17 protein-coding genes are annotated in these 19,012 nt (G+C 63.5%); 9 read left to right on the forward strand and 8 right to left on the reverse strand.

What is annotated here, in order from left to right; all coding sequences use genetic code 11:
* Nucleotides 1–71 precede the first annotated feature (71 nt).
* Nucleotides 72–737 carry a restriction endonuclease gene (locus AAFM31_RS04950; RefSeq protein ID WP_341706795.1) on the forward strand — a complete coding sequence of 222 codons (666 nt, stop codon included), beginning with the start codon at nt 72–74 and terminating at the stop codon, nt 735–737.
* On the opposite strand, the gene modC is transcribed toward AAFM31_RS04950, so the two are convergent.
* Genes modC through modA form a run of 3 tightly spaced genes read right to left on the reverse strand, consistent with a single transcriptional unit; the run spans nt 730 to nt 3,256 of the window.
* Nucleotides 730–1,806, reverse strand: a complete 1,077-nt coding sequence (gene modC / locus AAFM31_RS04955) for a molybdenum ABC transporter ATP-binding protein (RefSeq protein WP_341706796.1) — start codon at nt 1,804–1,806, stop codon at nt 730–732. The genes AAFM31_RS04950 and modC overlap by 8 nt on opposite strands.
* Nucleotides 1,803–2,498 carry a molybdate ABC transporter permease subunit gene (modB, locus tag AAFM31_RS04960; RefSeq protein WP_341706797.1) on the reverse strand — a complete coding sequence of 232 codons (696 nt, stop codon included), beginning with the start codon at nt 2,496–2,498 and terminating at the stop codon, nt 1,803–1,805. The genes modC and modB overlap by 4 nt, the downstream gene beginning before the upstream one ends.
* 2 nt (nt 2,499–2,500) lie before the next feature.
* Nucleotides 2,501–3,256, reverse strand: coding sequence for a molybdate ABC transporter substrate-binding protein (modA, locus tag AAFM31_RS04965; RefSeq protein WP_371833012.1), 756 nt, complete (start codon nt 3,254–3,256; stop codon nt 2,501–2,503).
* Between the two features lie 70 nt (nt 3,257–3,326).
* Between modA and AAFM31_RS04970 the strand changes: the two genes are divergently transcribed.
* Entirely contained in the window at nt 3,327–4,085 is a 759-nt protein-coding gene (locus AAFM31_RS04970) for a TOBE domain-containing protein (RefSeq protein WP_341706799.1), read from the forward strand.
* A gap of 33 nt (nt 4,086–4,118) precedes the next feature.
* Here the strand turns inward: AAFM31_RS04970 and AAFM31_RS04975 are convergent, their stop codons facing one another.
* Nucleotides 4,119–5,279 carry a benzoate/H(+) symporter BenE family transporter gene (locus tag AAFM31_RS04975; protein ID WP_341706800.1) on the reverse strand — a complete coding sequence of 387 codons (1,161 nt, stop codon included), beginning with the start codon at nt 5,277–5,279 and terminating at the stop codon, nt 4,119–4,121.
* Nucleotides 5,280–5,402: 123 nt separating this feature from the next.
* Here AAFM31_RS04975 and AAFM31_RS04980 point away from each other — a divergent pair, with 123 nt between their 5' ends.
* The gene (locus tag AAFM31_RS04980; RefSeq protein WP_341706801.1) at nt 5,403–5,984 is read left to right on the forward strand and encodes an XRE family transcriptional regulator; all 582 of its coding nucleotides are present in this window, start codon (nt 5,403–5,405) and stop codon (nt 5,982–5,984) included.
* On the opposite strand, the gene AAFM31_RS04985 is transcribed toward AAFM31_RS04980, so the two are convergent.
* On the reverse strand, nt 5,972–6,250 hold the full coding sequence (locus AAFM31_RS04985; protein ID WP_083723822.1) for a peptidylprolyl isomerase: 279 nt from the start codon (nt 6,248–6,250) through the stop codon (nt 5,972–5,974). The genes AAFM31_RS04980 and AAFM31_RS04985 overlap by 13 nt on opposite strands.
* An 18-nt stretch (nt 6,251–6,268) precedes the next feature.
* Nucleotides 6,269–7,327 (reverse strand): ACR3 family arsenite efflux transporter, encoded by a 1,059-nt coding sequence (gene arsB / locus AAFM31_RS04990; protein WP_341706802.1) that lies wholly within the window; start codon nt 7,325–7,327, stop codon nt 6,269–6,271.
* Nucleotides 7,328–7,426: 99 nt separating this feature from the next.
* Here arsB and AAFM31_RS04995 point away from each other — a divergent pair, with 99 nt between their 5' ends.
* The 3 genes from AAFM31_RS04995 to arsJ all read left to right on the forward strand — a co-directional run bounded on the left by AAFM31_RS04995 (nt 7,427) and on the right by arsJ (nt 10,087).
* Nucleotides 7,427–7,777 carry a metalloregulator ArsR/SmtB family transcription factor gene (locus AAFM31_RS04995; protein ID WP_341706849.1) on the forward strand — a complete coding sequence of 117 codons (351 nt, stop codon included), beginning with the start codon at nt 7,427–7,429 and terminating at the stop codon, nt 7,775–7,777.
* Nucleotides 7,778–7,847: 70 nt separating this feature from the next.
* Complete coding sequence (locus tag AAFM31_RS05000) at nt 7,848–8,855, forward strand: ArsJ-associated glyceraldehyde-3-phosphate dehydrogenase (protein ID WP_341706803.1); 1,008 nt, start codon at nt 7,848–7,850, stop codon at nt 8,853–8,855.
* The gene (gene arsJ / locus AAFM31_RS05005) at nt 8,855–10,087 is read left to right on the forward strand and encodes an organoarsenical effux MFS transporter ArsJ (RefSeq protein ID WP_341706804.1); all 1,233 of its coding nucleotides are present in this window, start codon (nt 8,855–8,857) and stop codon (nt 10,085–10,087) included. Before AAFM31_RS05000 ends, arsJ begins: the two co-directional genes overlap by 1 nt.
* Here arsJ and hexR read toward each other — a convergent pair.
* Nucleotides 10,062–10,931: a transcriptional regulator HexR gene (gene hexR / locus AAFM31_RS05010; protein WP_341706805.1), complete on the reverse strand. Its 870-nt coding sequence runs from the start codon at nt 10,929–10,931 to the stop codon at nt 10,062–10,064. The two genes, arsJ and hexR, sit on opposite strands and share 26 nt — an antisense overlap.
* 162 nt (nt 10,932–11,093) lie before the next feature.
* Here hexR and zwf point away from each other — a divergent pair, with 162 nt between their 5' ends.
* Nucleotides 11,094–12,533 carry a glucose-6-phosphate dehydrogenase gene (zwf, locus tag AAFM31_RS05015; protein ID WP_341706850.1) on the forward strand — a complete coding sequence of 480 codons (1,440 nt, stop codon included), beginning with the start codon at nt 11,094–11,096 and terminating at the stop codon, nt 12,531–12,533.
* Here the strand turns inward: zwf and AAFM31_RS05020 are convergent.
* Nucleotides 12,530–15,409, reverse strand: coding sequence for an EAL domain-containing protein (locus AAFM31_RS05020; protein ID WP_341706806.1), 2,880 nt, complete (start codon nt 15,407–15,409; stop codon nt 12,530–12,532). The genes zwf and AAFM31_RS05020 overlap by 4 nt on opposite strands.
* A 206-nt stretch (nt 15,410–15,615) precedes the next feature.
* Here AAFM31_RS05020 and uvrD point away from each other — a divergent pair, with 206 nt between their 5' ends.
* Nucleotides 15,616–17,790: a DNA helicase II gene (gene uvrD / locus AAFM31_RS05025; protein ID WP_341706807.1), complete on the forward strand. Its 2,175-nt coding sequence runs from the start codon at nt 15,616–15,618 to the stop codon at nt 17,788–17,790.
* A gap of 68 nt (nt 17,791–17,858) precedes the next feature.
* Nucleotides 17,859–18,959: a TRAP transporter substrate-binding protein gene (locus tag AAFM31_RS05030; protein ID WP_341706808.1), complete on the forward strand. Its 1,101-nt coding sequence runs from the start codon at nt 17,859–17,861 to the stop codon at nt 18,957–18,959.
* Nucleotides 18,960–19,012: the final 53 nt, after the last annotated feature.

Here is a 19,012-nt window from a genome sequence, read left to right on the forward strand (position 1 = left end):
CCTTTACCTGGTCGTTGTCTGCGACTATCGTTGGTATGTGGTGGCATGGAGCCACCCTTTGGGAGTCAAGGATGCCTCGTCGCCAGAGTATTTCCCCCCTTGAGCAAGTATTGCTGACCCGGCATGTGGTGCCGTGGTGGCTCTATGTGTTGCTGGCTGCCCTTTGCTGGCTGGGGTTATACCTCGTTGGGCAGTGGGTTATTCCTTCCAGTCAGGCTGGCGACGACGCTGCTACGTTGCTGCACAGCTTTGCCCTGGTTGGTCAGGTGTTGGTGCCCTTGGCGTTGCTGTGTGCCGGGATCGCCGACCTGTTCAATCGCGTTTCCCGTCGGCGGCGAATGGATCGGCTGCAGCACGAGCAGGTGTCCGAACGTCTGTTGGAAGAGCTGAGCTGGCAGGAAGCACGTGATCTGATTGAGCTGGCGCTGGCGGGCGAAGGTTACAGCCCGGGCGTTGGTCCTGTGTCGGGCACCGACAGGGTGCTGCAGCGCGAGGGTAAACGGGCGCTGCTGATCATCGAGTTTTGGCGCCGGCCGCAGCTGGAATCGGCGATGATGCAGCAAGCGTTCGAGCGGGCAGAAGCGCTGGATGCCGGTGAACTGATTCTGGTCTGCAGTGGCAGCATCAGCGGTGCGCTGCGCACCCAGGCCCGCCGTAACGGCATTCGCCTGATTGATCGCGGACACCTGCAGCAATGGCTGCAAACCAGCGCCATGCCGGCAAACACGCTCAACTGAGTACCGCAACCGCCTTGATCTGTGCCCACAGCTGCTGGCCTACCGTCAGGCCCAGCTGATCGGCCGAGAAGCGGGTCACCCGCGCCAGCAGCGGTTGGCCCTGCACATCCAGCTGAACCAGCATCTGCGCGGCGCCGTCAGCCGGTTCGATGGCGCTGATCCGTGCTGGCAGCAGGTTCAGCATGCTGCTGTGCTGCGGCCGTTCCAGCGCCAGACTCACATCCCTTGCCTGAATCGCTACCCGAACCCGAGTGCCCTGCGGCAACGCGGTGTGCACTATTTGCAGCTGCTCTGCACCTGCCAACGTCAGGCTGAGCAGCTGGTAGTCTGGCTGGTAGTCGCTGACCATCCCTTCAAGTACCACTCTGGCATCGTCGCTGCGTGCCATGGGCAGATCCAGGCGGGGCAGCAGCGCCTGCAGCGGGCCGCTGGCCTGCAGTTGACCGTTATCGAGCAGCACCAGATGATCGGCCAGCCGGGCGACCTCATCCGGTGAGTGGCTGACGTACAGCAGCGGGATCGCCAGTTCGGTGTGCAGTCGCTCCAGATAGGGCAGGATCTCGGCCTTGCGCTGCGGGTCTAGCGCTGTCAGCGGCTCGTCCATCAGCAGCAGCCGCGGGTTGCCAAGCAGCGCCCGGGCAATACCAACGCGCTGGCGCTCGCCGCCGGACAGCCCGGCGGTGCCCCGCTTCAGCAAGTGGCCAATGCCCAGCAGTTCAACGATGCGCGCTACCTGCGCCGGGTCTGCCGGCGTTCGGCTGCGGCGCCGGCCGTAGTCGAGGTTGCCCTGCACATTCAGGTGGGCAAACAGGCTGGCTTCCTGAAACACATAGCCGAGGGCGCGCTTGTGCGGCGGCAGCCAGACGCCGCGACGGCTGTCATGCCAGCAATCGCCATCGACCTCGATCAGCGCCTCGGCCGCCCGTTCCAGCCCGGCGATGCAGCGTAGCAGGGTTGTTTTGCCGGATCCGGAGGGGCCGACGATGGCGCTCACACCGCGGGCCGGCAGGGTCAGGTCCAGATCCAGGGTGAAGTTGGCCTGTCGCTGTTTCAATTGCAGTCTGATCATGCGCGTGCCCCCGGCATGACCCGCAGGTTCCCGCGCCGGTTGAGCAGCAGCAGAATCAGGAACGAGCAAACCAGCACCCCGCCGGCCAGCCAGTGGGCGTTGGCGTAGTCCATCGCCTCGACGTGATTGAAGATCTGCACCGAGACCACCCGGGTGCGTTCGGGGATGTTGCCGCCAATCATCAGCACCACGCCGAACTCGCCGAGGGTATGGGCAAAGCCCAGCACGCTGGCGGTGATGATACCGGGGCGGGCCAGCGGCAGAGCGACACTGAAAAAACGGTCCAGCGGGCTGGCGCCAAGGGTCGCCGCGACTTCGAGCGGGCGCTTGCCGATGGCCTCGAAGGCGTTCTGGATCGGTTGCACGACAAAGGGCATGGAGTAGCAGACCGAACCGATCACCAGTCCACTGAAACTGAAGGCGAGGGTGCCGAGGCCCAGCTGCTGGGTCAGTGCGCCAAGCGGGCCGCTCGGGCCCATCGCGACCAGCAGATAGAAGCCGATTACCGTCGGCGGCAGGACCAGCGGCAGGGCAACCAGCGCGCTGATCGGTCCTTTCAGCCGCGAGCGGGTATGCGCCAGCCACCAGGCCAGCGGCGTGCCGACCAGCAGCAACAGCAGTGTGGTCAGTGACGCCAGCTTGAGGGTCAGCCAGATCGCGGCGAGGTCGGCGCTGTCGAGCGGCAGGCTCATGCTCAGTTCCCGTAGCCGTAACGGTTGATAATCGCTGTGGCGCGTTCACCCTTGAGGTAGGTCAGCAGCGCTAGCGCCGCCGGGTTGTCCGCGCCCCGGTCGAGCAGTACGGCATCCTGACGGATTGGCTGGTACAGCGCTGCCGGGATCGGCCAGGCCGAGCCGCTGGTGATGGCACCATTGCGGGAAATTTGCGCGAGAGCCACAAAGCCCAGTTCGGCGTTGCCACTGGCAACAAACTGGTAGGCCTGGCCGATGCTCTGGCCCTCGACCAACTTGGGTGCCAGCGCCTCGCTCAAGCCGAGGCCCTGCATCACCTGAGTGGCGGCCAGGCCGTAGGGCGCGGTTTTCGGATTGGCGATGGCCAGATGCCGAAAGTTGCCGCCGCGCAACTGCTGCTCACCGTCGCGGATCAGCTCGGCATCAGCCGACCACAGCGCCAGCGCGCCGGTTGCATAGGTAAAGCGTGAGCCTGCGACCCCCAGGCCTTCGCTCTCGAGCCGTGCCGGGGTGCTGGTGTCGGCAGCAAGGAATACCTCGAAGGGCGCGCCATGGCGGATCTGGGCATACAGCTGGCCAGTCGAGCCGAAGGCGGAAACCGCTCGATGGCCAGTGTCCTGTTCGAATGCCTGGGCGATCTCCCGCATCGGCGCGGTGAAGTTGGCCGCCACCGCGACCTGTACCTCGGCGGCCTGCAGCGGGTTGCCGACAGCGAGGCAGGTAGCGGCGGTGAGTAGTAGCGACAGACGCATGGATATCCTTGCTGTCAGGGGCTGAAACACCCGTTATATTATTCGTTATATAGCGATTGGCAATGGGTCGTGGGCAATGAAACTTGAAGGACAGGTCTGGTTCTCCCATCAGGGGCGGCCATTGGCAGGGCAGGACCGCATCGAGTTGCTGGTCTGTATCGCCGAGACCGGCTCAATCAGCAAGGCCGCCAGTGCCGTCGGCATGAGCTACAAGACTGCCTGGGATGCGGTCGATGCAATGAACAAGGCGTCTGGCAGCCCACTGGTGGAGCGCTCGGTGGGCGGCCGCGGTGGTGGCGGCACCCGGCTGACTGCCGCTGGCGAGCAACTGGTCGCCGCGTTTCGCCGTTATCAACAGGAACACGCGACCTTTCTGGCTCGGCTCAGCGAAGACGACAGCCTGGACCCTTACCTGCAGGTGATGAACCGGCTGCGGCTGCGCACCAGCGCGCGTAATCAGCTGTTTGCCCGAGTCGCCGCGTTGCACCCCGAGGGGCTGAGCGAGCGGGTGGAACTGAGCCTGGATGGTGGCCAGGTTCTGAGCGCGGTAGTTACACGCAGTAGCAGCGAACGGCTGGGATTGCGCGAGGGTACGGAGGTGTTTGCGCTGATCAAGGCGCCCTGGGTCAAGCTGGCCAGCGCCGTGCAGCCAAACCTGCTGACCGGCACGGTGTTGGTGCGGGAGCAGGCGGGTGCTCAGCTGGCACTGGAAGTCGAACTGTCCGGTGGTGCAGTGCTGGTGGCGACGCTGAACGATGAGCCGAGCGTGCCTACCGTTGGCGAGTCGGTCAGGCTGTGGATCGACCCGGAGCAGATCATTCTCTGTGTGCTCTAGGGCGTCTTTGGGGTACCGGGTCGAGCAGCCACATCAGCCGTGACGGCGCGGCAGGCGCAGCACGAGAAGCCCTAACAGCAGCCCCCAGAAGGCGCTGCCGATACCCCACAGCGCCAGCCCGGACGCGGTTACCAGAAAGGTCAGAAAAGCGGCCTCGCGCTGCTGATCGTCGTGCAGCGCGGACGCCAGCGCGTTGCCGATGGTGCCGAGCAACGCCAGGCCGGCAATCGCCATCACCAGCGCCTGCGGGAAGGCGGCAAACAGGCTGGCGACCGTGGCGCCAAACAATCCGGTCAGCAGATAGAAGAAACCACCCCAGGCACTGGCGCGAAAGCGCTGGCTCGGGTCGGCATCGGCATCCTTGCCAGCACAGATCGCCGCGCTGATGGCGGCGAGGTTGAAGGTATAGCCGCCGAAGGGTGCCAGCAGCAGGCCGGTGATGCCGGTGGTGGTCATCAGCGGCGAGGCCGGCAACTGATAGCCATTGGCGCGCAGCACCGCCATACCCGGCACGTTCTGCGACGCCATGGTGACGATGAACAGCGGGATGCCGACCCCGAGCAATGCCGGAACCGACAGCGCCGGGGTAGTCCAGACCGGCTTCGCCAGAGACCACTCCAGTTGCTCCAGATGCAGCTGCCCGGCGAAGGCGGCAACCAGCACACCAACCAGCAGGGTGACGGGAATCACGTAACGGGGAAACAGCAGCTTGCCGGCCAAATAGCAGGCCAGCATCAGCCCGACCAGCAGGGTCTGCTGCTGTAGCGCGCCGAACAGGTTGAGGCCAAACGGCAGCAGCACACCGGCCAGCATGGCGCCGGCCAGCGGGGCTGGAATCAGGCGCATGATGCGGTCGAACCAGCCGAGCAGACCGCACAGGGTGATCAATGCAGCGTTGAACAGAAACACACCGATGGCTTCGTTCAGGCTGAACCCGGGCAGACCGGTCGCCAGCAGTGCGCCGCCCGGGGTACTCCAGGCAATCAGCACCGGGGCGCGAAAACGCAGTGAGAGACCGATGCTGGTGACCGCCATGCCAATCCCGAGCGCCCACAGCCATGAGCTGATCTGGTCCGGGGAGGCGCCAGCGGCTGCGGCAGCCTGAAAGATAATCACCGCCGAGCTGGTGTACCCCACCAGCACGGCGATAAAACCGGCGGCAATGTGGGACGGGTTGAACCAGGCCTTCAGCATGTGACTATCCTCGATTGGCGGCTTGTGCGCTATAGCGCACGATTGGCCGATCCTAGCACCGTGCGCTATAACGCACAAAAGGAAATTGTTATGCTGTGCGCCCCTCAACTTAACGGACCTTTGATGCAGGAAATCAGCCAGTACCTTGCCGTCACCCTCAGGCAGCTGCGCAGCGACCGCGGCTGGAGCCTGGACCGTGCTGCGAGCGAGTGCGGCGTCAGCAAGGCAATGCTCGGCCAGATCGAGCGCGGTGAGTCGAGTCCGACGGTGGCGACGCTGTGGAAGATTGCCTCGGGCTTTGGTACGTCGCTGTCGAGCTTTATCGAGCCGCCGCCGGCTGAGCAACGTGGCGTAACCCTGCGCAGCGCCGACACCCTGCGCCAGCGCCCCGCAGCCGATGCCATGCTGATTGCGCCACTGTTTCCGTTTGATGCGCGCTACGGCTTCGAGCTGTTCGAGCTGACTCTGCTGCCGGGGTACGAGCGCCTGTCAGAACCCCACAGACCGGGGGTGGTGGAGCATGTGGTGGTGGTGCGCGGCGCCATGGAGCTGCTGGTGCAGGGCGTCTGGCAGCCGCTGAAAGAGGGCGAGGCCGTGCGTTTTGCGGCGGACCAGCCGCACGGCTACCGCAATCCGGGAGCCGTGCCCGCCGTGTTTCACAATCTGATTTACTACCCGCCGGGCAGCGCCGCTCAATCGCGGTAGAACACCTGCACCAGGTGGTAGCCGAACTGGCTCTTGACCGGGCCGTGCACCACTTTCAGCGGTTTCTTGAAGATGATCTGATCGATGGCCCGGACCATCTGGCCCGGACGCACCTCACCCAGATCGCCACCGCGTTTCTTGGACGGGCAGGTCGAATACTTCTTTGCCAGCACATCGAAGGCTTCACCGGCGGCGATACGTTTCTTCAGTGCGGCTGCTTCGGCTTCGGTCTTGACCAGAATGTGGCGGGCCATGGCGACGGGCATGACGGGTTCCTCTCGGGTTCAGCGGGATTCGTACCAGGGGCGGCTGCGATTGATCATACCGACCAGCCAGAGCATCAATGGTACTTCAATCAGCACGCCAACGACTGTTGCCAGTGCGGCGCCGGAGTTGAACCCGTACAGCGCGATGGCCACCGCAACTGCCAGTTCAAAGAAATTCGAGGCGCCGATCAGGGTCGAGGGTGCAGCCACATCGTGGCGTACCCCGAAGCGGCGGTTTAGGCCGTAGCCGAGCGCGGCGATAAACAGCGTCTGCAGCAGGATCGGGATGGCCAGTAGGGCAATCACCAGCGGCTGCTGCACCAGCGCCTCGCCCTGAAATGAGAACAGCAGCACCAGCGTCGCCAGCAGCGCACCCATCGACAAGGGCGCAATGGCGCTCAGCGCCTGTTCCAGCGCAGCCGGGCCGCGGCGCAGCAGCAGGTAGCGTGCGGTCTGGGCAATCGCCAGCGGCAGCACGATATACAGGCCGACCGACAGCAGCAGGGTATCCCAGGGTACGACGATATCGCTGACGCCGAGCAGCAGCGCGACAATCGGCGCAAAGGCGATGACCATCACCGCGTCGTTCAGTGCCACCTGACTGAGGGTGAACTGCGGGTTGCCGCGGCACAGATTGCTCCAGACAAACACCATGGCCGTGCAAGGCGCAGCGCCCAGCAGGATCAGGCCGGCGACGTAGTAGTCCAGTTGCTCTGCGGGCAGCCAGCCGGCAAACAGGTGACGAATGAACAGCCAGGCAAACAGCGCCATCGAGAACGGCTTGACCGCCCAGTTCACCAGCAGGGTGATGGCAATGCCGCGGGTTTGCTGGCGCACTTCGCCGAGCGCGGCAAAGTCGACCTTCATCAGCATCGGAATGATCATCACCCAGATCAGCAGCCCGACCGGCAGGTTGACGTTGGCGATGCTGAGCGAGCCCAGTGCCTGCATGGGCGCCGGCAGCAGCACGCCGAGCAGAGTGCCGAGGGCGATGCAGAGGGCAACCCAGAGGGTCAGGTAGCGTTCAAAGCGGCCCATGGGCAGGGGCTGGCTGGGGTCGTCGGTGCTGCTTTGCATATGACAGGCCTTCTCTGGCGTAACAAAATATTCACTTTTCCGCATATGCGGAATTTCATATATATTGCCCGCAGGCTGGTTTCACAAGTGAATTTTATGTTGAGCGAACCTCTGACGCCGCCGGTGCTGTTCAAGGCGCTGGCCGATGACACCCGGGCCCGCCTCTGCGCGCTGCTGGTCGATAACCTGGAACTCTGCGTGTGCGAGCTGACTGACGCGTTGTCGCTCTCGCAACCGAAGATATCCCGACATCTGGCGTTGCTGCGCAAGCTGAATGTGTTGATGGATGAGCGGCGCGGGCAGTGGGTCTATTACCGGCTGCACCCGGATCTACCGGGGTGGGCGGGCGAGGTGATCAGACAAGCCGCGCACAGCCAGCCGCATTGGCTGGAGGCCGAGCGGGCGCGTTTGGCGGGCGCTGCAGATGCCTGCTGTGAGCCGCGCCGCTGAGCCGCGCCAGCGGCTATTCTGAGAACAACGATCCGCCGCAATCAGTGCGGGTCAATCGGAGGGACGCACTATGACTATCAAGGTAGGCATCAACGGCTTTGGCCGCATCGGCAAACTGGCACTGCGCGCCGCGTGGGACTGGCCGGAGCTGGCGTTTGTACAGATCAACGATCCGGGCGGCGATCCGGCAACCCACGCGCATTTGCTCAACTTTGACTCGGTACACGGGCGCTGGCAGCACGAAGCACAGGCTGATGGCGATGCGCTGGTCATTGCCGGCCGTCGAGTACCGCTCACCCGCAACCGGGCGATTGCCGACACTGACTGGTCCGGCTGCGATCTGGTCATCGAGGCCAGCGGCGTCCACAAGATCAGCGCCGCGCTGCAGCCCTATCTGGATCAAGGCGTACGCCGGGTGGTGGTCAGCGCGCCGGTCAAGGAGCCGGGGGTGCTTAACGTGGTGCTGGGCGTAAACGACCAGCTGTTCGACCCGGCAGTGCATCCGATCGTAACTGCCGCGTCCTGCACTACCAACTGCCTGGCGCCGGTGGTCAAGGTGATCCACGAGGCGCTGGGCATTCGCCACGGCTCGATCACCACCATTCACGACCTGACCAATACCCAGAGCATTCTCGATCAGCCGCACAAGGACCTGCGCCGCGCCCGCGCCTGCGGCATGAGCCTGATTCCGACCAGCACCGGCTCGGCGACCGCGATTGCCGAGATTTTCCCGGCGCTGCGCGGCAAGCTGAACGGCCATGCCGTCCGGGTGCCATTGGCCAACGCGTCGCTGACCGATTGCGTGTTCGAGGTTGAGCGCGCGACCACGGTTGAGGAGGTCAATGCGCTGTTCAAGGCCGCTGCGGCAGGCCCGCTGGCCGGCATTCTCGGCTATGAAGAGCGGCCACTGGTGTCGATCGACTACCGTACCGATCCGCGCTCCTCGATTATCGACGCGCTCAGCACCATGGTGATCAATGGCACTCAGGTGAAAATTTACAGCTGGTACGACAACGAGTGGGGTTACAGCAACCGCTTGGTGGAACTGGTGCGCAAGGTGGGGCAGGCGGGCAATTGATGCAGCGACTGGCGCAGCTGCCGACGGAGGTTCGGCAGTATCTGGTGGTCACCGGTAACTACTGGAGTTTCACCCTCACCGACGGCGCGCTGCGCATGCTGGTGGTGTTGCACTTCCACCAGCTCGGCTACAGCCCGTTGCAGATCGCCGGGTTGTTCCTGTTCTACGAGTTCTTTGGTGTGGTGACCAACCTGCTCGGTGGCTGGCTGGGTGCGCGCATCGGGCTGAACCGCACGATGAATATCGGCCTGGCGTTGCAGGTGCTGGCGCTCGGCATGCTGGCAGTGCCGACCGGCTGGCTGACGGTGGGCTGGGTGATGGCGGCGCAGGCGCTGTCGGGCATCGCCAAGGATCTGAACAAGATGAGCGCCAAGAGCGCGGTCAAGCTGCTGCTGCCGGACGAGCAGCAGGGTGCACTGTACCGTTGGGTGGCGCTGCTGACTGGCTCGAAGAACGCGCTCAAGGGTGTGGGTTTCTTCCTTGGCGCAGGGTTGCTGGCGCTGCTCGGGTTCCGAGGCGCGGTGCTGGCGATGGGCATCGTTCTGGCGCTGGTCTGGCTGCTCAGCCTGCGCCTGCTGCGCCGGGATCTGGGCCGCGCCAAGGGCAAACCGAAGTTTCGTGATCTGCTGTCCAAGAGCCGGGCGATCAACCTGCTGTCGGCCGCACGGTTGTGCCTGTTTGCCTCCCGCGATGTCTGGTTCGTGGTCGCCCTGCCGGTCTATCTGTCGGCGGTATTCGGCTGGGATGTCTGGTCGGTGGGCGCCTTTATGGCGCTTTGGGTGATTGGCTACGGGGTGGTGCAGGCCCGGGCGCCAGCGCTGACCAGGCGCCGCAGCGCTGGCCAGCCGGGCGGTCGCGCGGCGGCCGGCTGGGCGTTGGCGCTGGCAGTGGTGCCGGCGCTAATCGCGCTGGGCTTGATGCTGGATGATCAATCGCGCTGGGTGCTGCTTGGCGGGCTGCTGGTGTTCGGCGTGGTGTTTGCGCTCAACTCGGCGCTGCACAGCTACCTGATCGTTTCCTGGGCTGCGCGCGATGCGGTGTCGCTGGATGTGGGGTTCTACTACATGTCCAACGCGGCGGGGCGGCTACTGGGCACCTTGTTGTCCGGCTGGGTGTATCAGCAGTACGGGCTGGTGGCCTGCCTGTGGCTGTCGGCGGCGCTGGTGCTGGCCGCCGGGTTGATCTCGCTGGCGCTGCCGGTCGGCGCTACTCGCCCAGCTCGCTGCGACTAGCCTTGTTCGACAGGCGCAGGCCGCGCAGGCTGCGTTTGACGCTCTTGAGGTGGTTGACCAGCTCGGGGCCGCGGCGCATGGCCATGCCCATCGCCAGTACATCGATGACCACCAGGTGAGCGATGCGTGAGGACAGCGGCGTGTAGATGTCGGTGTCTTCCGGCACGTCGATCGGGATGTGCACCTGCCCCAGTTCGGCCAGTGGCGTACGGCTCGGGCACAGGCTGATCAAGGTCGCGCCGGTTTCCACCACCAGACTGGCCGAGTGCAGCAGGTCCTTGGTGCGGCCGGTCTGGGAAATCGCTACCGCCACATCTTCCGGCCCGAGGGTCACAGCCGACATCGCCTGCATGTGCGGGTCGGAGTAGGCTGCGGTCGAGACCAACAAACGGAAGAACTTGTGCTGGGCATCGCTGGCTACCGCGCCGGACGCGCCGAAGCCATAGAACTCGACGCGGCGGGCGTGGGTGAGGGCGGTGATGGCCTGTTCGATGGCGTTCGGGTCGAGCCGTTCGCGCACATCCATCAGGGTCGCCAGCGTGGTGTCGAAGATTTTGTGTGACAGCGCATCAACGCTGTCATCCTCGCTGATCGAGAACTGCCCGAAGCTGGCGCCAGCGGCGAGGCTCTGGGCCAGCTTCAGCTTGAGATCCTGAAATCCGCTGCAGCCAATCGCCCGGCAGAAGCGTACGATGGTGGGCTCGCTGACACCGACCTGTTGTGACAGGTCGGCCATCGATGAGTGCATCACCTGCGCGGCCTGGGCCAGAACGAAATCGGCGACCTTCAGCTCGGACTTTCTGAGCTGGTCACGGTTGGCAGCGATGTGCTGGAGCATGTTCATGATGGCATCATGTCTGGCAGCGAATGGATGGCAGCGCGGCTGCCGTATCTGAAATGGTTCGAACACCCTTGGTGTAGTAGCGCTTGTAGTTATACTACAAAAACGGCCGAGGTGTGGCGCGCAGGAGGATTTGACGTGGCTCGGGCGGGAATCAGCTGTGACATGGTGGTGTTCGGTGGCACCGGTGATCTGGCCATGCGCAAGCTTTTGCCTGCGCTCTACTACCTGCATCGTGACGGTCATCTGCATCCCGACACCCGCATCCTGGCGTTGGCCCGCGCCGAGCACAGCATCGAAAGCTATCGCAAGCTGGTCAAACGCCACGTCGGTCAGCACGTGTCGCGCCGCGATTTTGACCAGAGCGTCTGGGAGGTCTTCGCCGAGCGTCTCGACTACCTGTCGCTGGATGTCAGCCAACGGGTTGCCTTCCCGCGGTTGACCAAGGTTCTCAAGCCAGGCACCGGGCGGGTCCGGGTGTTCTATCTGGCGACCCTGCCCAACCTGTTTGCCCCCACGGTTCAGCATCTGGCCTCGGTTGGCCTGGCCGACGAGTCCGCCCGTGTTGTGTTGGAGAAGCCGCTGGGCGAGAGCCTGCAGACTGCGACCCGGATCAACGAACAGATCGGCCAGGTGTTCGACGAGTCGCGGGTATTCCGGATTGATCACTACCTTGGCAAGGAAGCGGTACAGAATCTGCTGGCGCTACGCTTTGGCAACGCGCTGTTCGAGCCGCTGTGGCGCAACGCGCACATTGACCATGTGCAGATCAGCGTGCTGGAAAGCGTGGGTGTGGAGAACCGCGGTGACTACTACGATCGCGCCGGGGCGATGCGCGACATGGTGCAGAACCACCTGCTGCAGTTGCTCTGTCTGGTCGCCATGGAAGCGCCGGTGCATTTCGAGCCGGAGGCGGTGCGCAACGAAAAGCTGAAGATTCTCGAGGCGCTGCGACCGATCACCGGTATGGACGTGCAGGACCGCACCGTGCGCGGCCAGTACGCAGCCGGTGAGCACGCCGGTGAGCGGCTGCCGGCCTACTACTTCGAGAAAAGCGTCGACCACGACAGCAACACCGAAACCTACGTTGCGCTGCAGGCCGAGATCGACAACTGGCGCTGGGCCGGGGTGCCGTTCTACCTGCGCACCGGCAAGTGCATGGCGCAGCGCAAGTCCGAAATCGTTATCCAGTTCAAGCCAGTGCCGCACAAGCTGTTTCCGCAGCGCGGCGACAGTCCGGAAAACAACCGGCTGATCATCAGTCTGCAGCCGGACGAAGGCATTAGTCTGTCGCTGATGGCCAAATCACCGGGCCGTGGGATGGGCTTGCAGGAAGTGGAGCTGGATCTGAACTTTGATGAGGCCTTCACCCGTCGGCGCTGGGACGCTTACGAGCGACTGCTGCTGGATGTCATCGAAGGCGATGCCACGTTGTTCATGCGCCGTGACGAGATCGGCGCAGCCTGGCGCTGGGTTGATCCGATCATCGATGGCTGGCGCGACTGCTATCGCTCGCCCAAGCGTTATCCGGCTGGCAGTTGGGGGCCGGATGCCGCGGACAGTCTGCTTGAGCGCCGCGGCCACCGCTGGCTGGACCAACGTTAGGCCGAGTAGTCGTCGCTGGCTGTATTGAGCAGATCCGGGGTGCGCTGACTCTGCCTGAGCAGTTCAGTGAAATCGTCGGCGCTGACTGCTCGACTGATCAGATAGCCCTGTACTTCGTCGCAGCCATGTTCCTTGAGGAAGTTGAGCTGCCCTTCGTTCTCGACCCCTTCGGCAACCACCTGCAGTGACAAACTGTGGGCCATGGCGATGATGGCGCGCACGATAGCATCGTCGCCGGCGCCATCGTTGAGCGGGGCGATAAATGCACGGTCGATCTTCAGGGTGCTGATCGGGAAGCGTTTGAGGTAGGCGAGTGACGAGTAGCCGGTGCCGAAGTCGTCAACCGACAGGCTGACCCCAAGGGCGCGCAGCGCATTGATATTGTCGACGATGGCCTCGCTGTGCTCGGCCAGCATGCTTTCGGTCAGCTCCAGTTCCAGCAACCGGGCGGGCAGGTTGTGGCGCTGCAAAATATGTCGGACACGAGCGGCAAAGCCTTCCTGGCGTAGCTGTTGCACGGACAGGTTGACTGACACAACCACCGACGCCGGTCCGTTGTGACACCAGCGGCTGGCCTGCTCGCAGGCCTGATTAAGAACCTGCTCGCCAAGGGTGACGATCAGGCCGGCTTCCTCGGCAATACTGATGAACTCGCTGGGCATGATGGTGCCACGGTCCGGATGCGGCCAACGCACCAGCGCTTCGGCGCTGCGGATACGGTCGCTGGCCAGATGCAGCTTGGGCTGGAAGTGGACCACCAGTCGCTGCTCGTCGATTGCCTTGCGCAGTTGGTTTTCCAGTTGCAGACGGTCGATGCTGTAGGCCCGCAGCTGGCGGGTATAGAACTGCCAGCGGTTGCCACCCAGATGTTTGGCATGCTGCATTGCCTGGTTGGCCTGGGTAATCAGTTGCAGGCTGTCGCGGGCGGTGGTCGGGAACAGGCTGATGCCAATCGAGGCAGTGATTACCAGCTCGTGGTCGGCGATCAGCATCGGCTCACGCAGACGCTCAAGCATGTGTCCGGCCAGCATGCCGAGGGTATCGCTGCAGCTGGCGTTCTCGACAATTACCACGAACTCGTCTGCCGACAGGCGAGCCAGCGGGTGTTGGCCGGCTAGTAGGGTGCTCAGGCGACGGGCTACCTCCTGCAGCAGGCCGTCGGCGACGGTGTGGCCGAGGGTGACGTTGATCTGCTTGAAACGGTCCAGGTCGATATGCAGCAGGGCCAGTTGACTGTCACCCTTGCGTGCGCGGGCGGTGGCTTCCTGCAGGCTTTCACTGAACAGGCTGCGATTGGCCAGCTGGGTCAACGGATCGTAGTTGGTCAGGTACTGCAGCTGTTCTTCTGTCTGCCGGTGGGTGGTCAGATCGGCGAAGAAGCCAACGTAATGGGTGATTTGCGCCGCGGCGTTGCGCACCACGGTCATCTGCAGCCAGATCGGGAAGGTGTCGCCGTTGCGTCGCCGGCCGGTCATCTCGCCCTGCCAGCGGTCCTTGCTGTTGAGCAGGCTCTGCAGGTGCAGGGCTTGCTGACGCAGATCGTCCGAGCCGGCCAGGTCGAGTATGTTGCGCCCCACGGCTTCATGCTGCTGCAGTCCGGTGATGACGCTGTAAGCCTGGTTGACGGCCAGAACATCCAGGGACGGGCTGAGGATGAAAATACCTTCGCTGGAGGCCTCGAACACCGTCGCCGAGAGCTGGGCCTGCTCGTCCTGCAGCTTGCGTGCGCTGATGTCACGCCGGGTGCCGATCATACGCAGCACGCGGCCTTTCGCATCGCGTTCCACCGCGCGGCCGCTGTCCTCGACCCACAGCCAGTAGCCATCGGCGTGACGCACGCGGTACTCCATGCGGTAGGCCTGGGTCTGGTTTTTCATGTGCTGCACCAGGGTCTTGCGGACCATGGTCACGTCCGCCGGATGCACCAGCGGGCGCAGATCCTGCAGCATGCTCGGCACCGCTTCGTCGGGCATGCCGAACAGCGATTTGAGGCGTGAGTGGTAGACCTTGTCGCTCGTCAGATCCCAGTCCCAGATGCCGAGTTGGCTGGCTTCCATCGCCAGGCTCAGTTGTGCCTCGCTGGCCTGCAGGTTGTGGGTGGCGGCCTCTAACTCGGAGGTGCGCTGGCGTACCCGCTCTTCCAGTTCGACGTGACTGTTGCGCAGCGATTGTTCCGCCTGACGGCGTTGAGCGATCTCGCGGGTCAGCTGTTGGTTCAGCTCTTCGGTGCGCTGGTGGGCACTGCCGAGGTTACCGAGCAGGGCCTCATTGCGCAGGTTGGTAATCATGGCCTGACGCATGGTGCGGTGAATCAGGGCGGCGGTCAGGATGATAAACACCAGCATCAATAGCGACATGGCCGCCCAGTTGCGGCTGCTGGGGCTGCCGTCGAGCAGCAGGAAGACCGTGGGTGGCAGCCAGGCCGGCAGCAGGAAGGATGCGAAGGCGCTGAAGCGAGTCGCATAAAGCACACCGACGCACAGACTGACACCGCCGGCGATGCTGTACATCACCGACTGTTCGGCAAAATTGTTGAGTGGTGTCAGCCCGATATAGACCCAGCTCAGACACAGACCGGAGGCAAGATTGCCGAGATGGAAAAACAGACTCCAGCGGCGACGCAGGCGCTCCTGTGATGGGGCCAGCCAGTAGCGGCGTACCAGCATCTGGCGCAGGACGGCCAGTAGCGCAAGGGCACTCAGCCAACTGAACAGGTGAACCGCAGACGCATGATTCCAGGCCAGCGGTGTAACCAGCAGGGCGGTACACAGCAGCAACCACTGAGGCAGGCGTGACTGGGCGTACAGCTGGTTCATCTGCTGCAGGCGCAGGTCGTGGTGCGATATCGGGCTGAACGCGGCTTGGCTGCCAGTCATGACTGTGCTGCGCTCCGGTTGCCCATGTTTGTTATTGTTATCATGCGTACGACTTCGGGTGTGACGACATGTCAGGCTCTTCACCTTACACCAGCACTGTCGCGCGGCACAGTCCCCGGGCCGCAAAATGTTGAACCAGAGCGGTTTGCCGCGCGACTCAGCCACGCAACTTCCGGCGCAGGACGGCGGGCTGCTAGAATGCCGCGATGGATATCTCCCACCTTCTCAATTCGCTTAACGACGCTCAACGTCAGGCCGTCACTGCCTCGGTTGGTCAGCAATTGGTGCTGGCTGGCGCCGGCTCCGGCAAGACCCGGGTACTGGTTCATCGCATTGCCTGGCTGGTCCAGGTCGAACAGGCCTCACCCTGGAGCATTCTCTCCGTCACCTTTACCAACAAGGCCGCCTATGAAATGCGTGCGCGGATCGAGCAGTTGCTCGGCATCGCGCCGCAGGGCATGTGGGTTGGCACCTTCCACGGCTTGGCGCACCGGTTGCTGCGCGCGCACTGGCGCGAGGCCGGGCTGGCCGAACAATTCCAGATCCTCGACAGTGACGACCAGCAGCGGCTGGTCAAGCGGGTGATCCGCGAGCTGGGGCTGGACGAGAACCAATGGGCGCCCAAACAGGCCCAATGGTGGATCAATGCGCAAAAGGATGAAGGCCTGCGCCCGCAGCATATACAGCCGGCCGGTGATCTCTATATGAGCACCATGGTGCGCATCTACGAAGCCTACGAGCAGGCCTGCAGCCGGGCGGGTGTGGTCGATTTTGCCGAGTTGCTGCTGCGCTCGCTGGAGTTGTGGCGCGACAACCAGACCCTGCGCGAGCAGTATCGGGCGCGCTTCAAGCACATTCTGGTCGACGAGTTTCAGGATACCAACGCGGTGCAGTACGCCTGGCTGCGGCATTTGGCGGGCAAGACACCGAGCCTGATGGTGGTCGGTGACGACGACCAGTCGATCTACGGCTGGCGCGGGGCGCGAATCGAGAACATCCAGCAGTTCCAGACCGACTACCCGAACGCCGAGATGATCCGTCTGGAACAGAACTACCGCTCCACCGCGACCATCCTCAAGGCTGCCAACGCGCTGATCGGCAACAACTCGGGGCGCCTCGGCAAGGAGCTCTGGACCGACGGCAACGAAGGCGAGCCGATCGCCCTGTACGCTGGTTTCAATGAGCAGGACGAGGCGCGCTTTATCGTTGAGCGCATTGAGCAGGGTATCCGCGACGGGCTGGCCCGCAGCGAGATTGCCATCCTCTATCGCTCCAACGCCCAGTCGCGGGTGATCGAAGAAGCGTTGCTGCGCAGCGGCATTCCCTATCGTATCTACGGCGGCCAGCGTTTCTTTGAGCGCGCCGAGATCAAGAACGCCATGGCTTATCTGCGGCTGATGGCTAACCGCGGCGATGACGGCGCGCTGGAGCGCATCATCAACCTGCCGACCCGCGGCATCGGCGATAAGACCGTCGAACTGCTGCGCCAGCAGGCGCGGGAACGCGATGTGTCCATGTGGCAGGCGGGCTGCGATCTGATTGATAACAAGGGGCTGCCGGGCCGGGCAGCCAATGCGGTGCAGGGCTTCTTGGTACTGATCGAGGAAATGGCTGAGCGCGCCGAAGGGTTGCCGCTCTACAGTCAGGCGCAGGTGGCGATCGAACACAGCGGATTATTGCGCTTTCACGAACAGGAAAAGGGCGACAAGGCCCAGGCGCGCGTTGAGAACCTGGAAGAGCTGGTCTCTGCCGCGCGCGGTTTCGAGAACGATATGGCCGACGAGGAAGAAGAGGGCGACGTGCTGCTGGCCTTCCTCGCCCACGCCTCGCTGGAAGCGGGCGAAACCCAGGCCGATCGTTTTGAGGACAGTGTGCAGCTGATGACCCTGCACAGTGCCAAGGGTCTGGAGTTCCCGCTGGTATTCATGGCCGGGGTCGAAGAGGGGTTGTTTCCGCACAAGATGAGTCTGGAAGATCCGGGCCGGCTTGAGGAAGAACGCCGGCTGGCCTACGTGGGTATTACCCGGGCGATGCAGCAGCTGGTGATGACCTGGGCCGAGACGCGCCGCTTGTACGGCAGCGAAACGTTCAACAAGGTCTCACGCTTTGTCCGCGAGATTCCATCGGAACTGATTCGCGAAGTACGTCTTGGCAGTCAGGTCAGCCGACCCTTTGGCCCGGCCAAGGGCAACCTGTTCTCCAGCGAAGCGACCGAGAGCACCGGGTTTGCTCTTGGTCAGCGCGTCGAACACGCCCTGTTCGGTGAGGGTGTGGTGCTCAATTACGAGGGCCACGGTGCGCAGGCGCGGATTCAGGTCAACTTTGATAATGAAGGCAGCAAATGGCTGATGGTTGCCTACGCCAAGCTGCAGGCGCTGTAAGCGCCGAAACACTAGATTAACGCCGGCGCGGCATCGGCCGCTTGCCGCAGACAGGGTGGAGCTGAGTGATGAAACGACGGGAATTGTTGACGGCTGCGGGTCTGGGTTTGGGGGCCGCGGCGCTGGCGGGTTGCAAGGACGACAGCGCACCTGTCGGCAGCGCACCAGCGCCGGCAGAGCAACGCTTTCGCTGGAAAATGGTGACCTCCTGGCCGGAGAACTTTCCTGGCCTGGGCACCACCGCGCAGCACTTTGCCGACACTGTGGCACGACTCTCCAATGGCCGTTTGACCATTCAGGTGTTTGCCGCCGGTGCTCTGGTTCCCGCACTGGAAGTGTTCGACGCGGTTTCCGGTGGTACCGCCGAACTTGGCCATAGCGCGGCCTATTACTGGAAGGGCAAGAGTGCGGCAGCGCCGTTCTTCACCGCCGTGCCGTTTGGCATGAACGCACAGGAGATGAATGCCTGGCTGTACGAAGGCGGCGGGTTGGAGCTGTGGCAGAGGGCGTACGATCCGCTCGGCGTGGTGCCGCTGCCCTGCGGCAATACCGGTGTGCAGATGGCTGGCTGGTTCAACAAGGAGATCAACAGCCTGGATGACCTGCAGGGCCTGAAGATCCGTATGCCGGGCTTCGGCGGCGAGGTGTTGTCGCGTGCTGGCGCGACCACGGTCAACCTGCCTGGCAGCGAAATCTTCACCTCGCTGCAGACCGGGGTGATCGATGCGACCGATTGGGTCAGCCCCTACAACGACCTGGCGTTCGGTCTGCACAAGGCGGCCAAGTTCTATTACTACCCTGGCTGGCAGGAGCCGTGTGCGGTGCTGGAGCTGACCATCAACAAGCAGAAGCTGGCGGAGTTGCCGGATGATCTGCGCAGTATCGTTATTGATGCCGCGCGCTCGACCAACCAGGCGATGCTCGATGAGTACGGTCGACGCAACGCCGAGGCGCTACATACCCTGGTTGACGAGCACAATGTGCAGCTGCGTCGGCTACCGGATGGGGTGCTGGATCGTTTGCGTGACATCAGTGCCGATGTGCTGGAGGAAACCGCCTCGCTCGACCCGATCAACCGTGAGGTCTGGGATTCGATGCAGGCGTTCCGGGAGAAGATCCAGGCCTGGCACGCAATCAGCGAAAAGGCCATGTACGACCTGCGCACTTGAACAAAACGCCCCGCCTAGCGGGGCGTTTTTTTGCCTGGCCGATCTGCTGCCGG

This window comes from Halopseudomonas sp. (assembly GCF_038130085.1).
Classification (GTDB): domain Bacteria; phylum Pseudomonadota; class Gammaproteobacteria; order Pseudomonadales; family Pseudomonadaceae; genus Halopseudomonas.

What these genes read in the sequence shown, in the direction of transcription:
- AAFM31_RS04950 (WP_341706795.1), top strand. Translation starts at nt 72, where the DNA reads ATGCCTCGTCGCCAGAGTATTTCCCCCCTTGAGCAAGTATTGCTGACC.
- modC (WP_341706796.1), bottom strand. Translation starts at nt 1,806, where the DNA reads ATGATCAGACTGCAATTGAAACAGCGACAGGCCAACTTCACCCTGGAT.
- modB (WP_341706797.1), bottom strand. Translation starts at nt 2,498, where the DNA reads ATGAGCCTGCCGCTCGACAGCGCCGACCTCGCCGCGATCTGGCTGACC.
- AAFM31_RS04970 (WP_341706799.1), top strand. Translation starts at nt 3,327, where the DNA reads ATGAAACTTGAAGGACAGGTCTGGTTCTCCCATCAGGGGCGGCCATTG.
- AAFM31_RS04975 (WP_341706800.1), bottom strand. Translation starts at nt 5,279, where the DNA reads ATGCTGAAGGCCTGGTTCAACCCGTCCCACATTGCCGCCGGTTTTATC.
- AAFM31_RS04980 (WP_341706801.1), top strand. Translation starts at nt 5,403, where the DNA reads ATGCAGGAAATCAGCCAGTACCTTGCCGTCACCCTCAGGCAGCTGCGC.
- AAFM31_RS04985 (WP_083723822.1), bottom strand. Translation starts at nt 6,250, where the DNA reads ATGCCCGTCGCCATGGCCCGCCACATTCTGGTCAAGACCGAAGCCGAA.
- arsB (WP_341706802.1), bottom strand. Translation starts at nt 7,327, where the DNA reads ATGCAAAGCAGCACCGACGACCCCAGCCAGCCCCTGCCCATGGGCCGC.
- AAFM31_RS05000 (WP_341706803.1), top strand. Translation starts at nt 7,848, where the DNA reads ATGACTATCAAGGTAGGCATCAACGGCTTTGGCCGCATCGGCAAACTG.
- arsJ (WP_341706804.1), top strand. Translation starts at nt 8,855, where the DNA reads ATGCAGCGACTGGCGCAGCTGCCGACGGAGGTTCGGCAGTATCTGGTG.
- hexR (WP_341706805.1), bottom strand. Translation starts at nt 10,931, where the DNA reads ATGAACATGCTCCAGCACATCGCTGCCAACCGTGACCAGCTCAGAAAG.
- zwf (WP_341706850.1), top strand. Translation starts at nt 11,094, where the DNA reads ATGGTGGTGTTCGGTGGCACCGGTGATCTGGCCATGCGCAAGCTTTTG.
- AAFM31_RS05020 (WP_341706806.1), bottom strand. Translation starts at nt 15,409, where the DNA reads ATGACTGGCAGCCAAGCCGCGTTCAGCCCGATATCGCACCACGACCTG.
- uvrD (WP_341706807.1), top strand. Translation starts at nt 15,616, where the DNA reads ATGGATATCTCCCACCTTCTCAATTCGCTTAACGACGCTCAACGTCAG.
- AAFM31_RS05030 (WP_341706808.1), top strand. Translation starts at nt 17,859, where the DNA reads ATGAAACGACGGGAATTGTTGACGGCTGCGGGTCTGGGTTTGGGGGCC.